This window comes from Sphingopyxis panaciterrae (assembly GCF_011762125.1).
Taxonomy (GTDB): domain Bacteria; phylum Pseudomonadota; class Alphaproteobacteria; order Sphingomonadales; family Sphingomonadaceae; genus Sphingopyxis; species Sphingopyxis panaciterrae.
In genome coordinates, this window is the sequence record NZ_JAASQN010000002.1 from 320998 (window position 1) to 338004 (window position 17007).

Here is a 17007-nt window from a genome sequence, read left to right on the forward strand (position 1 = left end):
TTGCGAGTGCGGGTGGTCAGCGGGTCCAGCGCGCGAAAATCGCCGTAGGCAGCAACAGCCCCCGCGCTTCTTCGCGCACCGCCAGTTCGCCGCATTCGACGGTTCCCGGCAAATCGGCGAAAAGCTGCGCCAGCAGTTCGCCGATCGCGAGGGCCGACATCCGAACGGCATAGACGGTCAGGAAAAGCGCGCGACTGTCCTGATCGAGCAGTTGGCGGCAATCGGCGAGCAAGGGCGCCAGTCCTTCCTCGATCTGCCACCGCTCGCCACCGGGACCGCGGCCGAATTTTGGCGGATCGAGCAGGATCGCGTCATAGCGCCGTTCGCGCCGCACCTCGCGCGCGGTGAATTTCCCCGCGTCGTCGACGATCCAGCGTACCGGCTTTTCGCCCATCCCTGCGAGCGCGGCATTTTCGCGCGCCTGCGCGACCGACTTCTTCGACGCGTCGACATGCGTCACCGACGCCCCCGCCGCGGCGAGCGCCTGGCTGCCGACGCCGGTATAGCCGAACAGGTTCAGAAACGCGGGGTCGGCCTTGTCGGCGACCCGTTCGCGCAGCCAATCCCAAACCGGCGCCATGTCGGGAAAGAAGCCGAGATGGCGGAACGGTGTGCACGACGCGGTGAAGCGCGTCTCGCGCCAGCCGAGCGGCCAGCCCTCTTGCGGCACCGGCTGGTTATAATACCAGCGGCCGCCGCCATCGTCGTCCGACGCCGGGATGAACTCGCCGTCGGCCGCCTCCCATTCGCTGGCCGGTAGCGCGGGCTGCCACATCGCCTGCGGCTCGGGGCGGATGAAGCGATAGCGGCCGTAGCGTTCCAGTTTGCGTCCGCCGCCGCTGTCGACCAGTCCATAATCGTCCCACGCCTCGCCGACGAGCGTGACGAGGGGAAGCGGGTCAGCCACGCGCGGCTTCTGCCAGGACATAGGCCTTCACCGCATCATAATCGCCCGGCAACTTTTCATAGCGCTCTTCGCGGTCGAACAGATTGCCGAGACGGCCGGGAAGCGGCGGGCGAACGCCGGTCGCGCGTTCGACGGCTTCACGGAATTTCGCCGGATGCGCGGTCGCGAGCGTAACGATCGGAATCGCGGGATCGAGATCGAGGCTACGCGCCGCCGCCAGGCCGACCGCGCTGTGCGGATCGATGATCTGTCCGCCATGTTCCTGCGCCCAGCGCAGCGCGAGCGTCATCTGGTCGCCGTCGATCCGCGCGCTCGAGAAGAGCGCGCGCGATCCGGCCAGCATGTCGGCGGGGATCGTCATCGCCCGATGGCGGTCGAAATCGCCCATCATGCCGGTGATCGCGGCGCCGTCGCGGCCCGACAGGTCGAACAGCAACCGTTCGAAATTGCTGCTGACCTGGATGTCCATGCTCGGCGTCGCGGTCGCGGTCACGCTGCCGGCGCGATAGTCGCCGCTGGTGAGCGCGCGGTGGAGGATATCGTTGACGTTGGTCGCGACGACCAGCCGCGCGATCGGCAGCCCCATCTGCGCCGCGACATAGCCCGCGAAGATGTCGCCGAAATTGCCCGTCGGCACCGAGAATGCTACCGGACGGTCGGGCCCGCCCAGGCGTACCGCGGCGTAGAAATAATAAACGACCTGCGCCATCAGCCGCGCCCAGTTGATGCTGTTCACCGCCGACAGCGTCACACGGCTGCGCGCTTCTTCATCGCCGAACAGCCGCTTCACCATGGCTTGGGCATCGTCGAAGCTGCCCTCGATCGCGATATTGTGGACGTTCGGCGCCAGCACCGTTGTCATCTGACGCCGCTGGACATCGCTGACTCGGCCTTCGGGATGCAGCATGAAGATCTGGATATGCTCGCGGCCCGCGACCGCCTCGATCGCGGCCGAGCCGGTGTCGCCCGATGTTGCGCCGACGATCGTGATATCGGTCTCGCCGCCCGCAAGGAATTTTTCGAACAGCTGGCCGAGCAATTGCAGTGCGACGTCCTTGAACGCCAGCGTCGGGCCATGGAAGAGTTCGAGCAGCCAGTGGCGGTGGTCGAGCTGGACCAGCGGGGTCACCGCACCATGACCGAAACGGCCATAGGCGGCGCGGCACAACTCGCGCAACTCTTCCTCGGTCAGCACCGCCTCGACAAAGGGGCGCATGACGCGAACCGCGGTTTCGACATAGTCGAGCCCGGCCAGCGCGCGAATGTCGTCGATCGCCATTTTCGGCCAGTGCGCCGGTACATAAAGCCCGCCGTCGCCGGCGAGGCCGGCAAGCGTTGCGGCACGAAAGTCGAGGGTCGGCGCGGAGCCGCGAGTGCTGATATATTCCATGGCGGCCAAGCGCCTAGAGCGATTTCAAGCGAAATGGAACATTTCACCGCCAGGGAAATGCGGAAAAATTATCCGCGCTGGACAAGGTCAAGGCCGCAAGCGGCGCCGGACAGCCAATATATAGATGACGAGCGCCGCCGCAGCGAACAGGAACCACTGCCCCGCATAGGCCAGATGATTGTTCGGCGTGTCGGCGGCCGAGGGCACCGCGCTCGCGCGCAGCCCTTCGGCCGGGACGTCGGCGACGAGCATCGCGCGTGCCGGAGCCGGCTTTCCGGTCAGCCGCTGGATGACGCTGGGCTGGTCGGGACCCGGAACCACCGTCCCCTGCACGATGCCGCCGGTCCATTTCGGCGGCGCGAAATCGTCGCCGATCCCGATGTCGACCAGCACGCCCGGCCCCTCGGCGCCGGTGCGGCAGTCGGCGATCATGCGGATCCCGGCCTTACCCGCGCGATCGGTGCCGCTACGCGGATCCCAGCGCACGGGTTCGAGGCAGACGACGCTGCTCTTGCGATAGAGCATCGCGTCAGGCACCGGCGGCAATTCGGGATAGGTGACCAGCGACGACATCGCCATATTGCGTTCGTACAGCGCGATCAGCGCTTCCTTTTCGCCCTTGCGCTGCAATTGCCAGACGCCGAGCGCGATCATCACCGCGACGGCGACGAGAACAAGGATCGTCGGAACGATCGGCCAGCGCCGTGCAGCCCCTTCGGTGGCTTCAGTCATGCGGTTCGTCCATGCGGCGTCCTTCCGCTGCCTTGCGCTGATGCTCGCTCGCGAGCAGCGCGCCCTTGCCGAGCCTCAGGCCGTAGATCACGGCGGCGGCGGTCAGCGGCACCCACAGGATGATATGCACCCACAAAGGCGGTGCAAAGAGTGAATCGAGCGTCAGCGCGAGCGCGATCAGCAGCGCACCGATGATCAGGGTCAGGAAGGCCGCGGGTCCATCGCCGACATTATAAGCGCCATAGTCGAGCCCGCATGCATCGCAGCGCGCGCGAAACTTGATCGGGCCGTCGAACAGGGTCGGCGCACCGCATTCGGGGCAGAGGCCGAAAAGGGCAGCGCGCCAGACCGGCGGCTGCCCTTTTTGTGTTTGCTCGTCGACCGGCAATTTAGTGCGCGGCGACCGGCGCGCCCCAGCCGCCCCAGACATAGACGATGATGAACAGGAACAGCCATACGACGTCGACGAAGTGCCAGTACCACGCGGCGGCTTCGAAACCGAAATGCTGCTTGGGCGTGAAGTGGCCCTTGTAGGTGCGGACAAGGCAGACGATCAGGAAGATGGTGCCGACAAGCACGTGGAAGCCGTGGAAGCCGGTCGCCATATAGAAGGCCGACGTATAGTTGATCGTGCCGAAGGGGAACGGCGCCTCGGCATATTCATACGCCTGGATCGAGCTGAAGGTCAGGCCGAGGAGGATCGTCAGCCACAGGCCCTTTTTGAGACCCTCGCGATCGCCGTGGATCAGCGCGTGGTGCGCCCAGGTGATCGTGGTGCCCGAGCAGAGCAGGATCAGCGTGTTGAGCAAAGGCAGCGAGAAAGCGTCGATAACGTGGATGCCCTTTGGCGGCCACATGGTGATCGCGGCGGCGCCGTCCTGCCCGAAAAGCGAAGAGACCGCGCCATCCACAATCTCGACCGGCACCGGGAAGAGCGAGAAATCGAACCACGCCCAGAACCAGCCGACGAAGAACATGACTTCGGAGGCGATGAACAGGATCATGCCGTACCGCATATGAAGCTGGACGACCGGGGTGTGGTCGCCGGCATGCGCTTCATTGATGACGTCCGACCACCAGCTGAAGAAGGTCGCGATCACGCCCATGAAGCCGAGGCCGAGCACCCATTTGCCGACGCCGCCGAAATAATCGGCGTGCATCGCCATCACGAGCCCGAAAAACATCACCAGGGCAGCGACCGAACCGATGAGCGGCCAGACGCTGGGATTTACGAGGTGATAGTCATGATGTTTGGCACCGGACATTGCTTATTTCCCGTTTTGCAGCCCCAGCGTCGCGATTCCCCATCGCCCGCCGGTCTTGAAAGACTCTGTCGATCGCGGCCTTAGCTCGCGTTTTTGTCCCCGTCTACAGGGTGGAAGGTGTAGCTGAGGGTGATTTCCTCGATGTCGCGCGCGTCGGGGTCGTCCTTGATCTTGGGATCGACGAAGAACAGCACCGGCATGCGCACCTGCTCACCCGGTTTCAGCGTCTGCTGGGTAAAGCAGAAGCACTGGATCTTGGTGAAATATTTGCCAGCGGCGTCGGGGGTGACGTTAAAACTCGCCGTGCCCACGACCGGGTGCGGCGACTGATTCTCGGCGATGAAGATCGCCATGTCGCGCGCGCCGATACTGACCGTATCGGTCGGATGTTCGGGATAGAATTTCCATGGCAGCTTCGGCGAGACATTGGCGTCGAAGCGGACCGAAATGGTGTCGCTCAATATCTTGGGCGTCTCGGCCGCGGCCACCGGGTCATAGCGCTGCGTCGTGCCGCCAAAGCCGGTAACGCGGCAGAACAGATTGTAGAGCGGCACCGCCGCGAAACCCAATCCGACCATCGCGACGGCGAGCAGCGCGGCCAGGCTACCCGTCTTGGCGTTGCGCGACATTGCGGTCATTTGGGCATCACCATGCGCGCGATCGTGATGAAGAAGAACAGGAAAGCGAGGCCGCCGAGCAGCCACCCCATCAGATTCGCACGACTGCGCTGACGCCGGCGATATTCGGCTTCGTCGAAAGGGTCCTGCCGCGGTTCGTCAGTCATAGCGTCCACCAATGGTCGGCGACGACCGCGCCGAACAATATGAAAAGATAAGCAATCGAGAAAGCGAAGAGCCGCTTTTCCGGCTGCATCGAATCTTCCTCGCGCGACCGCCGCGTGCCGACCTGGATCGACAGCAAGACGAACAGGGCGGAAAGGATGACCGCGGTCCAGCCATAAATGGCACCGGTAAACCCAAGCGGCCACGGTGCGATCGCGGCCGCCGCCATGATCAGCGCATAGAAGAGGATCTGGCGCCGCGTCGATTTCTCGCCGGCGACCACCGGCATCATCGGAATGCCCGCGGCGGCATAGTCCGAGCGGACGAACAGCGCGAGTGCCCAGAAATGCGGCGGGGTCCACAGGAAGATCAGCAGGAAGAGGAGCACCGGCAGCGGCGCGATGCTGCCGGTCGCGGCGACCCAGCCGATCAGCGGCGGAAAAGCACCCGCCGCGCCGCCGATGACGATATTCTGCGGCGTCCGCGGCTTGAGCCACATCGTATAGACAAAGACGTAGAACAGGATCGAGACCGCCAGCAGCAACGCCGCCTGCCAGTTCGACGCGAACAGCATCAGGAAGACCGAAAAGGCGGCGAGCCCGACCCCGAACTGCAGCGCAGTCTGCGGGTCGAGGCGCCCGGCGGGAAGCGGCCGGCCGGCGGTCCGCTTCATCTTGGCGTCGAGCCCCGCCTCATACCATTGGTTGAGCGCGCCCGATGCCCCGGCCCCCAGCGCAATCGCGAGGATCGAGGAGAAAGCGAGCACGGGGTGAACGCTGCCCGGCGCCGCAAGCAGGCCGCACAGCGCGGTGAACACCACTAGCGACATGACGCGCGGCTTGGTCAGCGCGAACAGATCGCGCCAGTCGGCGGGAAGCGTCGTTTCGCCATGGGTCAGGCTCTGCGCCATGATAACTCCAGGCCGGAAAGCTATCACCCCCTGCCAAGGCTATCAGCAGGGGGCGAAACTTGTCAGGCGATACGCGGCAGTTCGTTGAACTGGTGGAACGGCGGCGGGCTCGACAGCGTCCATTCGAGCGTCGTCGCACCTTCGCCCCACGGATTGTCGGCGGCACGCTTGCCCGCGAACAACGAGTAAAGGATGTTCACGAAGAAGAAGATCATGCCGACGCCCATGATCACATAGCCGTACGACGAAATCAGGTGCCAATGCGCATAGGCTTCCGCATAGTCCGGATAGCGGCGCGGCATGCCCTGCTGGCCCAGGAAATGCTGGGGGAAGAACATGACGTTCACGCCGATGAAGAAGATCCAGAAGTGCAACTGGCCGAGCACTTCGCTGTACATCCGGCCGGACATTTTCGGGAACCAGTAATAGAAGCCGGCGAAGAGCGAGAAGACCGCGCCCAGCGACAGCACATAGTGGAAGTGCGCAACGACATAATAGGTATCGTGCAAATTGGTGTCGACGCCGCCATTGGCGAGCACGACACCGGTCACGCCGCCGACGGTGAACATGAAGATGAAGCCGAGCGACCACATCATCGGCGTCTTATAGGTCATCGAGCCGCCCCACATGGTAGCGATCCAGCTGAAGATCTTGATCCCCGTCGGGACCGCGATGACCATCGTCGCGGCGGTGAAGTACATTTTCAGGTTCACGCTCATGCCGACCGTGAACATGTGGTGGGCCCACACGATGAAGCCGACGACGCCGATCGCAACCATGGCGTAGGCCATGCCGAGGTAACCGAACACCGGCTTCTTGCTGAAGGTCGAGATGATCTGGCTGACGATGCCGAAGCCCGGCAGGATCATGATGTACACTTCGGGGTGGCCGAAGAACCAGAAGAGATGCTGGTAGAGCACCGGATCGCCGCCGCCCGTGGCATCATAGAAGGTGGTACCGAAATTGCGGTCGGTCAGCAGCATGGTGATGGCAGCAGCCAGAACCGGCAGCGCGAGCAGCAGCAGGAAGGCGGTGACGAGCACCGACCACACGAAGAGCGGCATCTTGTGCAGCGTCATGCCAGGCGCGCGCATGTTGAAGATGGTCGTGATGAAGTTGATCGCACCGAGAATCGACGCCGCACCTGCGAGGTGAAGCGAGAAGATCGCCATGTCGACAGCGGGCCCGACCGAGCCGCTGGTCGACAGCGGCGCATAGACGGTCCAACCAGTGCCGGCGCCATTGCCGCTGCCGCCCGGAACGAACAACGAACCGCACAGCATGACGAATGCAACCGCCGTCAGCCAGAAGGAAACATTGTTCATGCGCGGGAACGCCATGTCGGGCGCACCGATCATCAAAGGCACGAACCAGTTGCCGAAACCACCGATCATGGCAGGCATGACCATGAAGAACACCATGATCAGGCCATGCGCCGTGATCATCACGTTCCAGAAATGCTTGGCCGCGGTCAGATCCTGCGCGCCGCCGAGCGCCTGCGCCCAGGTACCCAGATACTGGATGCCCGGATGCGCGAGTTCGAGGCGCATCAGGCCGGACAGGCCGCCACCGACAATGCCGGCGATGATCGCGAAGATCAGATAGAGGGTGCCGATGTCCTTGTGGTTCGTCGACATGAACCAGCGGACGAAAAAGCCCGGCGTGTCGTGATCATGGTCGTCATGCGCATGGGAGTGGCCATGTTCGGCGCCATGCGCGGGTGCAGTCGCTGCGATATCGGTCATCTGTCGGACCCCTTGATTATTTCTTGGCGGCCGGAGCGGCGGCGGGAGCCGCAGCCGGCGCTGCTTCGGTCGTGGCGGCGGCCGGCGATGCCGGTGCGGTGGCGGGCGCGGCGGCAGGCACCGCACCGGGAGCCGGTGCGGCAGCAGCGGGGGCCGCGGCCGCAGGTGCTGCGGCTACGGGACCGGCCGGATTGCCACCCTTCGAGCGGACCCAGGCTTCCCACTTGTCGACCGGGAGCACTTCGACGGCGATCGGCATATAGCCATGATCGACCCCGCACAGTTCCGAACACTGACCATAATAAACGCCGACCTTGTTCGCGGTGAAGGTCGTTTCGTTGGCGCGGCCAGGGACCGCGTCCATCTTGGTCCAGAAGGCCGGAACCGCGAAGCTGTGGATCACGTCGGCACCGGTGATGATCAGTTTCACCTGACGGCCGACCGGGACGACCATGCGGTTGTCGACGGCGAGATGGTAGGGCTCGCCCGCGGCGATGGCCTTGTCTTCGGGCAGGATCTTCGAGACATATTCGCCGATGCCCTGATCGGGATAGGCATAGCCCCAATACCATTGGTAGCCCGTGACCTTAATCGTCAGCGCGTCCTTCTTCGGCGGTTCATATTGCGCCGCGAGCAGGCGGATCGACGGCACCGCGATCACGGCGAGGATCAGCACGGGAATTGCGGTCCAGATGATTTCGATGAAGGTATTGTGCGTCGTCTTCGACGGCACCGGGTTCGCTTTCGCCCGATAGCGGAACACGACCCAGAGCAGAAGGCCGAGAACGAGCAGCGTGATCACCGTGATGACCGGCAGCAGGATGACATGGTTGAACCAATAAGCCTGCTCGCCGATCGGCGTCACCTGCGGCTGGAAGTTGATCCCTGCATCGACCGGCTGACCGACCCCGGGGGTCGGCTTCATCGGAACATAGGTGGCATCACCTGCCGCCTTTCCGGCGTCCGCCGCCGGAACCGCTGCCGAAGCGACAGCCGCCGGAGCCGCTGCGTCGGACGCAGCGGGTGCTGGAGTCGTGGCTACGGTCGCAGCAGGCGCTGCGGCGGGCGTCGCCGCCGGCGCCTGCGCATGTCCCGCGCCCATCGCGCCGAGCGATAAAGCCGCCGCGATTACAAGGGTTTTCAAGCTCTTCATAAGGATAGTGCCGCCCGTTGCTTGTTGTTATTCTGATGCTTCATTCCCGCCGCTCCGACCGCCGGACATAGGCCCGGACACCCGTCGGGCGGGCTGAATCTCGCGGGCGCTATAGACCCGCTTGCCGCTTGCCTCAAGCATCTCTAACACTATTTTACAGCGGACAAATTCTGGCCGCCCAAACCCGGTTGCCCGCTCTGGGCGACGATAGGAACAAAAGACCGATCTCCCGATGACCGATGATGACATCCTGGCGGAATTCCGCGCTGCCGAGGCCCTGCTGCAGGGCCATTTCCTTCTCTCCTCCGGCCGCCACAGCGAATATTATCTGCAGTGCGCGCGCGTTTTGATGGACACGACGCGCGCCGGCCGACTGGCGAGCGCACTCGCGGCGAAGCTGCCGCGCGACCTTCGCAATGCGATCGACATCGTCGTCTCGCCGGCGATGGGCGGGGTGATCATCGGGCATGAAATGGGCCGCGCGCTCGGCAAGCCGGCGATTTTCGTCGAGCGGCCGACGGGGACCTTCGAACTGCGCCGCGGCTTTGCGATCGACCCCGGTGCCAGGGTGCTGATGGTCGAGGACGTCGTGACGACGGGCCTGTCGTCGCGCGAGGCCATGGACGCCGTGCGCGCGGCAGGCGGCGACGTGATCGCCGAGGCGGCGCTCGTCGACCGTTCGGCGGGCAGCAACATCGACCTGGGCGTGCCCTTCTATCCGCTCGTCGCGATCAATTTCCCGACTTATGCTGCGGACGAGCTGCCGCCCGAACTCGCGGACACCCCGGCGGTCAAGCCGGGCAGCCGGAGCGTGGCGGCTTGAGCACCGCAGCGCCTCCCCTTCCCCTGGCCTCCCGCCTGCGGCTTGGCGTCAACATCGACCATGTCGCGACGATCCGCAACGCACGCGGCGGCGAGCACCCCGATCCGGTGCGCGCGGCCGAAATCGTGGCCGCGGTCGGCGGCGACGGCATCACCGCGCATCTGCGCGAGGACCGGCGCCACATCCGCGACGACGATCTGGCACGCATCCAGGCCGCGACCGACCTGCCATTGAATCTCGAGATGGCGGCGACCGACGAGATGCTCGAAATCGCGCTGCGTCACATGCCGCATGCCGCGTGCATCGTGCCCGAAAAGCGCGAGGAACGCACGACCGAAGGCGGGCTGGACGCGGCGGGACAGCATAATCATCTCGCGCCGATCGTCGCGCGGCTGGGTGACGCCGGGATCCGCGTCAGCCTGTTCATCGAACCGGATCCGCGCCAGATCGAGGCAGCGATGCGGCTGCGCGCGCCCGTCGTCGAATTTCACACCGGGCGCTATGCCCATGTCGAGGGCGAAGAACGCGCGGCCGAACTCCGCCGCCTCGCCGATGCTGCGGCACTGGCATGGAAGAACGGCATCGAACCGCACGCCGGTCATGGTCTCACCTATGACAATGTCATTCCCGTCGCCGCAATCCCGCAGCTCGCCGAGCTCAACATCGGACATTATCTGATCGGCGAGGCGATCTTCACCGGGCTCGAAGATGCGGTGCGGCGGATGCGTACGCTGATGGACGAGGCGCGGGGCGCACCGTGATCATCGGCCTCGGTTCCGACCTCTGCAATATAGAGCGTATCCAGAATTCGCTCGACCGCTTCGGCGAACGGTTCGAGAATCGTGTCTTCACCCAGGTCGAGCGCGCGAAGGCCGCGCGCCGTCCGTTCACCCGCGCCGGAACCTATGCGAAGCGCTTCGCCGCCAAGGAGGCTTTCTCGAAAGCCGTCGGCACCGGCTTCAAGCGCGGCGTGTTCATGAAGGATATCGGCGTCGTCAACGCGCCTTCGGGGGCGCCGACGCTGGCCCTGACCGGCGGCGCCGCCGAGCGGCTCGCGCAGATGATCCCGGCGGGGCACAGCGCGCATATTCACCTGACGCTCACCGACGATCATCCATGGGCACAGGCCTTCGTCATCATCGAAGCAATCAAGGACTGACCATTTATGGCGAAGCAGACGGGCAAGGATGACGGAAGCTGGGGCAAGCTGATCCGCGATATCGTGGTGATCCTGTTGCTGGTGCTCGGCATCCATAGCTGCGTTGCCAAACCCTTTTACATCCCGTCCGATTCGATGATGCCGGTGCTGCGCAACGGCGACCGGCTGATTGTCAGCAAATATCCCTACGGCTGGTCCTATTCGTCGGTCAGCTTCCACCTCGCGCCGAAAATCGCCGGGCGATTGTTCGGCAAGCTGCCCGAGCGCGGCGATATCGTCGTGCTCGAACATCCGGTGACGCGGATCGACTATATCAAGCGCGTGATCGGGCTGCCCGGCGATACGATCGAATTGCGGGGCGGCGCACTGATCATCAACGGCAAGCCGATCAAGCGCGAGGTGCAGCCGCTGCTGTCGATCCCGGCCGACGCGAACACCCCCGGCCCCGACAGCAGCCTCGACCGCTTCGTGACGCGCGGCGCGGACGGGCGGTCGGCCCTCGAACTGCCGATCGTGCGCGAGACGCTCCCCGGCGGCGCGACCTTCGACACGATCGACATGGGCCCCGGCTATTCGACCGACGATTATGGCCCGATCAAAGTCCCCGCCGACCATGTCTTCCTGATGGGCGACAACCGCGACGGCAGCGCCGACAGCCGGGTGGGCACCGACCGCAAGGGTCTTGGCGGCCCCGTACCGTTCGATGCCATCGCCGGCCGCGCCGAGATCATCAGCTTTTCGACCGATGGCACCGCCGAATGGTATAATCCGCTAAGCTGGTTTCAGGCATTGCGATCGGGACGCGCGGGAACCGATCTGCGGCCGGAGCGTGACGCCAAGGCAAAGTAGGAGCGCGACGGCATGGTGGAACGCAAAGAGCGGGCGCAGGCCCGTGCCAAGGCCGCCGCCAACGCTCCCGGCCCCGGCCCTACCGAGATCCGCAGCCAGCTCGTCCGTAGCGAGTTGTTAAGGGCCAGCGTCTGGATCGGCCTCGCGCTGCTCGTCGGCGCCTGCATCATCCTGATCCAGCCGATCCTGCTGATCTTCGCCGGCATCGTCATGGCGTCGATGCTCGACGGCGGCACCCGGCTGCTCGGCCGTGTGCTGCCGATCGCGCGCGGCTGGCGCCTGCTGATCGTCTGCCTGTCGCTCGTCGTCTTCATGGTCTGGACCATGATGTTCGCGGGCTCGCAAATCGCCGACCAGGCCGCGACCCTGCAAACGGTCGTCATGGGACAGGTCGAGCGGATCGCCGCCTGGGCGAGCGAGCATGGCATGGGCAATCTGCAACTCGACACCAAGACGATCACCGAAAATCTTGCCGGAACCTTCGGCCGCGTCACTGCGGCGGTGGGCACCGTACTCGGCGCGCTGACCAGCCTTGTCATGGTCCTCGTACTCGGCATCTTCATCGCGATCGAGCCCCGGCTCTACGAACGCGGCGTCGCATGGATGCTGCCGATGAAGAGCCGCGAGAATTTCTATATCACCACCGCGCGCATGGGCTTTACCCTGCGCCGGCTGATGGCGGGCCGCCTGCTCGGCATGGCGGTGGAAGGCATCGGGACGTGGCTCGCCTGCCTGGTGGTCGGCATTCCGATGGCGGCACTGATGGGGCTGCTGACCGGCCTGCTCGCCTTCATCCCCAATATCGGCGCGATCGTATCGGGCGTGCTGCTCGTTCTCGTCGGCTTTTCGGCGGGGACCGATACCGGCCTGTGGGCGATCGCCATCTATTTCATCGTCCAGACGGTCGACGGCTATCTGATCGTGCCGATGGTCGCGAAACAGACGGTCGACCTCGCCCCCGCGCTGGTGCTCGGCGCGCAGATCTTGTTCGGGGCGCTGCTCGGCATCATGGGGCTGTTCCTCGCCGATCCGATCGTCGCGATGATCAAGGTCGCGCTGGAACGCGAGGCCGAACGCAACGCCGGGGCATTGCCCAAAGAAAAAGCGGCGGCAAGCCCCTAGCCTGCCGCCGCTTTTGAACGCCAAGCCGAACCTTACGGCTGCGGCGCACCCGGAGGCGGACCAACGGGGCCGCCTGGTCCAGCCGGACCACCGGGGCCGCCCTGCTGCTGCATCTGCTGTTGCTGCTGCATCATCTGCTGCATCGCCCGCACTTCGGCTTCGGTTTTGAAGTCGAGCAGTTCGACGTCGAAATGCAGCGTGCTGCCGGCCGGGATCGGCCCCGTCTCGCGGTCGCCATAGCCGAGCTGCGGCGGAATGACGATCTTGTACTTGCCGCCCTTCTGCATGCGGGTCAGCGCGTCGGAAAAACCGGGCACGACCTGTGCGACCTGCATCGGCGCCTGTTCATTGGCGTCGAACACAGTCCCGTTGTCGAGCTTGCCTTCATATTTGACGAGCACGACGTCGGCCTTGGTCGGGCTGGCGCCCGTCCCCTCCTTCACGACTTCGAAACCGATGCGCGGCGTGCTGTGGATCGCGAAAGCAATCGCCACCGCGATCAATCCGGCCAGTCCGAACCACAGCAGCCACAGGCCGCCCTTGCTTACCGGACGCAATGGAATCGTCGTCACGCTCATAATCTAGTCCTTCCCCTGCCCCGCTCGGGGGCTGATGTCGGCGACGCCTATAGGCGGTGCGGCGTGGAGGGGTCCAGAGGCAATTGAGTGCGGCGCGCAGCAAATGCAGTGATGGCTTTGGGGTGGGGAGCTGTCATCGAACCTCGTCATGCTGAACTTGTTTCAGCATCCATGGCCTGAGGGTTCAATCCGGCGCTGCGTCGAAGGAAACGGCAGACCATGGCCCCTGAAACAAGTTCAGGGTGACGAAGCAGGAAATGTCCCGTTTCAGCCACTTCCTTCGTCATCCCCGGAGGAGATCCGTGGCTCTTCCGCCTTGACCCGGGATCCTGCTTTTTTGAGGGTAACGCAGGTTTCGACGTCCAGCGGGATCCGGATCAAGCCCGGGGTGACGAAAAAAAGGAATGTCCAACCGGCCGAACCCCGCCACAACGAAAAAGGGCGCCGCAGTTGCCCGCAGCGCCCTTTTCACGAACTGGATCCCGAACGGGAGACGGTCCTACTTGATCCCGTCGCGCTCCATCCGCTTGCGCTCCATCTTGCGGGCGCGGCGGACGGCGGCGGCGCGTTCGCGCGCGCGCTTTTCGCTGGGCTTTTCGTAGTGACGGCGCAGCTTCATTTCGCGATACACACCCTCACGCTGCAGCTTCTTCTTGAGCGCGCGAAGGGCCTGGTCGACATTATTGTCGCGAACGATGATCTGCATACGCCGTGTCGTCTCCTGTTCGTCAAAACGATTAGGCCACCGGTGGGTCCGGTTCGCCATAAACCGCCGATATTCGGGCAATAAAAAGAGCGCCGCGAAAGCGCGACGTTCCGATGCCGGGGCAACTAAAGGGATTCGCGCCGAAATGCAAGCCCCAACGCGGTGAACCGCGCCAGTCCTGCCGCGAGACCGCCTGCCCACCGCCGGGATTGTGCCCGGCGGGTGGCTTGTGCCATAGGTAGCAGGACGAAACCAAACTATAAGGGACAGGCCATGGCGACCCAGCTCAAGCGCAACAGCAAATATAGCGAAGCCGAATGGACGGCGCGGCAGGAGCTTGCCGCCTGTTACCGCATCTTCGCGATGATGGGCTGGGACGAAATGATCTTCAACCATATCACGGTGAAACTGGAGGATCAGGAGGGCGCCTTCCTGATCAATCCCTATGGCATGCACTTCAGCGAAGTCACCGCGTCGAGCCTGATCAAGATCGACATCGACGGCAACAAGCTCGACGAGGATAATCCCTGGCACGTCAACAAGGCGGGCTTCGTCCAGCACAGCCTCTTCCACCGCGTGCTGCCCGACGCGCATGCGATCATCCACACCCACACGACGGCAACCATGGCGGTGTGCGGGCTCGAGGGCGGGCTGCAACCGACCAATTTCTACGCCTGCAATTTCATGGGCCAGCTCGCCTATCACGACTTCGAGGGCGTGACGGTGCGCGAGGAAGAAGGCGCGCGGCTGATCGAGCATCTCGGCGACAAGCGCATCCTGATGCTGCGCAACCATGGCCCGGTGGTGATGGGCAAGTCGCTGTCCGACGCCTTCATCAAATATTGGGCGCTCCAGCGCGCATGCGAGATCCAGCTTGCGACGATGAGCATGGGCAAGCCGATCCTCGTCGGCGAGGACGTCATCAAGGTGCACCAGCGCGACCTCTATATGGCGGCCATCCCGGGCCAGTCGGGCAAGGCGGAGTTCGACGCGATGGTGCGCAAGGTCGACAGGATCGACACAAGCTGGCGTGACTAATTTCACCGCTGCGCTAACAGAAGCCGCATGACGCGATTCTCGGTCAACGACCGCCCGGTCGAATATCGCATGGACCCCGAAACGCCCCTGCTGTGGGCGCTGCGCGACGCATCGAACCTGACCGGCACCAAATATGGCTGCGGCACCGGCGAATGCGGCGCGTGCACCGTCGACATCGATGGCGAGGCGATCCGCAGCTGCCTGGTCACCATCGCCGAATGCGAGGGCCGCTTCGTCACGACGATCGAGGCATTGTCGCGCGACCGCAGCCACCCGGTCCAGCAAGCGTGGGTCGCCGAGCAGGTGCCGCAATGCGGTTTTTGCCAGTCGGGGATGATCATGGCGGCGGCCGCGTTGCTCCGTACCAACAGCAATCCCAGCGACGCCGAAATCGATGCCGCGATCACCAACATCTGCCGCTGCGGCACCTATCCGCGCATTCGCGGCGCGATCCGCCTCGCCGGACGGGTCCTCCGCGGTGAAGAACGGATCGCCGCCGCACCGCCTCCCGGCATCCGGCCCGAGGATGCCGCGCGCGCGGTCCCCGCGATGCGCACCGCGCCGGGAAGCTGAACCTAAGGCAACATCGCGGTTCAGCGATGGATCATCTTGCTTGCGGTAACTTTCTCTTCATCTTCCCGGCTGGTGCCTCCAGCGTGCGGGACATGAATTGGAGAATGGCGAGATGAAGAAGATGTTCGGAGGGTTACTGATCGCTGCGACAATCCTGACCCCCATCGCTCCCGCCGCGGCGCAGGCCTCCGGCGAGCGTATACAGGTAGCGCAGCGCGAACGCGGCGACCGTGGACCGCGCGGCCCCGAAGCCCGGCGGGGCGACAACCGGGGCGGTCAGGCCCGTCCTGAGCGCCAGCAGGTCCAGCGGCCGCAGCCGCAACGCCAGCAAGTGCAGCGCCCGCAGCGAAGCGAAGCGCGTCAACAGCAATGGCAGCAGCGCCAACAGCGCGGCAACGACCAGCAACGCCAGCAGTGGCAACAGCGTGGCAATGATCAGCAGCGCCAGGCACAGCGCCAGCAATGGCAGCAACGCCAGGCCGAGCAACGCCAGCGCGGCACTTATGACCGCAACCGCGACGGTCGCGTCGATCGCCAGTGGGACCGCGACCGCAACGGCCGGGTCGACCGGCAATGGGATCGCAACCGCAACGGCCAGGTAGACCGGCGTTACGACCGCAATCGCAACGGTAATCTCGATCGCCGCTGGGACCGCGACGATAACAACCGCGTCGACCGCCGCTATGATCGTAACCGCAACGGCTATGTCGATCGCCGCTACCGCGACGGCCGCAACGATCGCTGGGACCGCAACCAGAATCGCTGGAGCCGCGATTGGCGCAGCGACCGCCGCTACGACTGGCGCAGCTATCGCGACCGGAACCGCAGCTATTATCGCATGCCGCGCTATTACAACCCGTATCGCGGACGCAATTATACGCGTTTCAGCATCGGCTTTACGCTGGGATCTTTGTTCTACAGCCAGCGTTACTGGATCAACGATCCCGGCTATTATCGCCTGCCGGCCGCCTATGGCGGGTATCGCTGGATCCGCTATTATGACGATGCGCTTCTGGTCGACACCTATTCGGGCGAAGTGGTCGATGTAATCAACGACTTCTTCTGGTAATATTCCTTTCGGTTATCAGATGAATAAACTGAAGGGGCCGGTTCCGCCGGCCCCTATTTTTTAGGGGCAACGAGGTTATCGCTCTGGTTATCGGGTTTTCGTTCACGACATCGGGAATGCCCGTGTTGTGGTCGCAGAAGCCGGATGGGACCGAAGTCGGCTGTTCGACATCGATAATCAAACGAATGCCGCCGATCGATTTTGGC

General features: G+C 64.2%; 20 protein-coding genes. 8 read left to right on the forward strand and 12 right to left on the reverse strand.

All coding sequences use genetic code 11. From position 1 onward, the window contains the following. Positions 1-16: 16 nt before the first annotated feature. The 10 genes from FHR22_RS09135 to coxB all read right to left on the reverse strand — a co-directional run bounded on the left by FHR22_RS09135 (position 17) and on the right by coxB (position 8884). Positions 17-907: a class I SAM-dependent methyltransferase gene (locus FHR22_RS09135; RefSeq protein ID WP_341786590.1), complete on the reverse strand. Its 891-nt coding sequence runs from the start codon at positions 905-907 to the stop codon at positions 17-19. Then, complete coding sequence (thrC, locus tag FHR22_RS09140) at positions 900-2297, reverse strand: threonine synthase (RefSeq protein ID WP_166941351.1); 1398 nt, start codon at positions 2295-2297, stop codon at positions 900-902. The genes FHR22_RS09135 and thrC overlap by 8 nt, the downstream gene beginning before the upstream one ends. An 87-nt stretch (positions 2298-2384) precedes the next feature. Continuing rightward, positions 2385-3029: an SURF1 family protein gene (locus FHR22_RS09145; protein ID WP_166941353.1), complete on the reverse strand. Its 645-nt coding sequence runs from the start codon at positions 3027-3029 to the stop codon at positions 2385-2387. Continuing rightward, positions 3022-3417 carry a DUF983 domain-containing protein gene (locus tag FHR22_RS09150; protein ID WP_243853624.1) on the reverse strand — a complete coding sequence of 132 codons (396 nt, stop codon included), beginning with the start codon at positions 3415-3417 and terminating at the stop codon, positions 3022-3024. Before FHR22_RS09150 ends, FHR22_RS09145 begins: the two co-directional genes overlap by 8 nt. Position 3418: 1 nt before the next feature. Further along, entirely contained in the window at positions 3419-4294 is an 876-nt protein-coding gene (locus FHR22_RS09155) for a cytochrome c oxidase subunit 3 (protein WP_166941357.1), read from the reverse strand. A gap of 80 nt (positions 4295-4374) precedes the next feature. Further along, a complete protein-coding gene (locus tag FHR22_RS09160; protein ID WP_166941359.1) occupies positions 4375-4932 on the reverse strand; it encodes a cytochrome c oxidase assembly protein in 558 nt (185 codons plus the stop codon). Beyond that, positions 4929-5078, reverse strand: a complete 150-nt coding sequence (locus tag FHR22_RS09165) for a hypothetical protein (RefSeq protein ID WP_166941361.1) — start codon at positions 5076-5078, stop codon at positions 4929-4931. The genes FHR22_RS09160 and FHR22_RS09165 overlap by 4 nt, the downstream gene beginning before the upstream one ends. Then, positions 5075-5986 carry a heme o synthase gene (locus tag FHR22_RS09170; protein ID WP_166941363.1) on the reverse strand — a complete coding sequence of 304 codons (912 nt, stop codon included), beginning with the start codon at positions 5984-5986 and terminating at the stop codon, positions 5075-5077. The genes FHR22_RS09165 and FHR22_RS09170 overlap by 4 nt, the downstream gene beginning before the upstream one ends. A gap of 62 nt (positions 5987-6048) precedes the next feature. Next, positions 6049-7731, reverse strand: a complete 1683-nt coding sequence (ctaD, locus tag FHR22_RS09175; protein ID WP_166941365.1) for a cytochrome c oxidase subunit I — start codon at positions 7729-7731, stop codon at positions 6049-6051. Between the two features lie 16 nt (positions 7732-7747). Further along, a complete protein-coding gene (gene coxB, locus FHR22_RS09180; RefSeq protein ID WP_166941367.1) occupies positions 7748-8884 on the reverse strand; it encodes a cytochrome c oxidase subunit II in 1137 nt (378 codons plus the stop codon). A gap of 232 nt (positions 8885-9116) precedes the next feature. Between coxB and pyrE the strand changes: the two genes are divergently transcribed. The 5 genes from pyrE to FHR22_RS09205 are packed head-to-tail and all read left to right on the forward strand — an operon-like array spanning position 9117 to position 12837. Continuing rightward, a complete protein-coding gene (pyrE, locus tag FHR22_RS09185) occupies positions 9117-9707 on the forward strand; it encodes an orotate phosphoribosyltransferase (protein WP_166941369.1) in 591 nt (196 codons plus the stop codon). Continuing rightward, positions 9704-10468, forward strand: coding sequence for a pyridoxine 5'-phosphate synthase (locus tag FHR22_RS09190; protein ID WP_243853625.1), 765 nt, complete (start codon positions 9704-9706; stop codon positions 10466-10468). Before pyrE ends, FHR22_RS09190 begins: the two co-directional genes overlap by 4 nt. After that, the gene (gene acpS, locus FHR22_RS09195) at positions 10465-10866 is read left to right on the forward strand and encodes a holo-ACP synthase (protein WP_166941372.1); all 402 of its coding nucleotides are present in this window, start codon (positions 10465-10467) and stop codon (positions 10864-10866) included. The genes FHR22_RS09190 and acpS overlap by 4 nt, the downstream gene beginning before the upstream one ends. A gap of 6 nt (positions 10867-10872) precedes the next feature. Beyond that, a complete protein-coding gene (lepB, locus tag FHR22_RS09200) occupies positions 10873-11715 on the forward strand; it encodes a signal peptidase I (protein WP_166941374.1) in 843 nt (280 codons plus the stop codon). Positions 11716-11727: 12 nt separating this feature from the next. Next, complete coding sequence (locus tag FHR22_RS09205; RefSeq protein WP_166941376.1) at positions 11728-12837, forward strand: AI-2E family transporter; 1110 nt, start codon at positions 11728-11730, stop codon at positions 12835-12837. 32 nt (positions 12838-12869) lie between these two features. On the opposite strand, the gene FHR22_RS09210 is transcribed toward FHR22_RS09205, so the two are convergent. Together FHR22_RS09210 and rpsU are read right to left on the reverse strand one after the other, a co-directional pair. After that, a complete protein-coding gene (locus FHR22_RS09210; RefSeq protein WP_166941378.1) occupies positions 12870-13415 on the reverse strand; it encodes an FKBP-type peptidyl-prolyl cis-trans isomerase in 546 nt (181 codons plus the stop codon). A gap of 499 nt (positions 13416-13914) precedes the next feature. Continuing rightward, positions 13915-14121, reverse strand: a complete 207-nt coding sequence (rpsU, locus tag FHR22_RS09215) for a 30S ribosomal protein S21 (protein WP_003047635.1) — start codon at positions 14119-14121, stop codon at positions 13915-13917. A gap of 273 nt (positions 14122-14394) precedes the next feature. Between rpsU and FHR22_RS09220 the strand changes: the two genes are divergently transcribed. The 3 genes from FHR22_RS09220 (at position 14395) to FHR22_RS09230 (ending at position 16801) form a co-directional block, all read left to right on the forward strand. Continuing rightward, positions 14395-15159: a class II aldolase/adducin family protein gene (locus FHR22_RS09220; protein WP_166941380.1), complete on the forward strand. Its 765-nt coding sequence runs from the start codon at positions 14395-14397 to the stop codon at positions 15157-15159. 27 nt (positions 15160-15186) lie between these two features. Continuing rightward, positions 15187-15732: a (2Fe-2S)-binding protein gene (locus tag FHR22_RS09225; protein WP_166941382.1), complete on the forward strand. Its 546-nt coding sequence runs from the start codon at positions 15187-15189 to the stop codon at positions 15730-15732. Positions 15733-15844: 112 nt separating this feature from the next. Next, entirely contained in the window at positions 15845-16801 is a 957-nt protein-coding gene (locus tag FHR22_RS09230) for an RcnB family protein (RefSeq protein ID WP_243853626.1), read from the forward strand. Positions 16802-17007 lie beyond the last annotated feature (206 nt).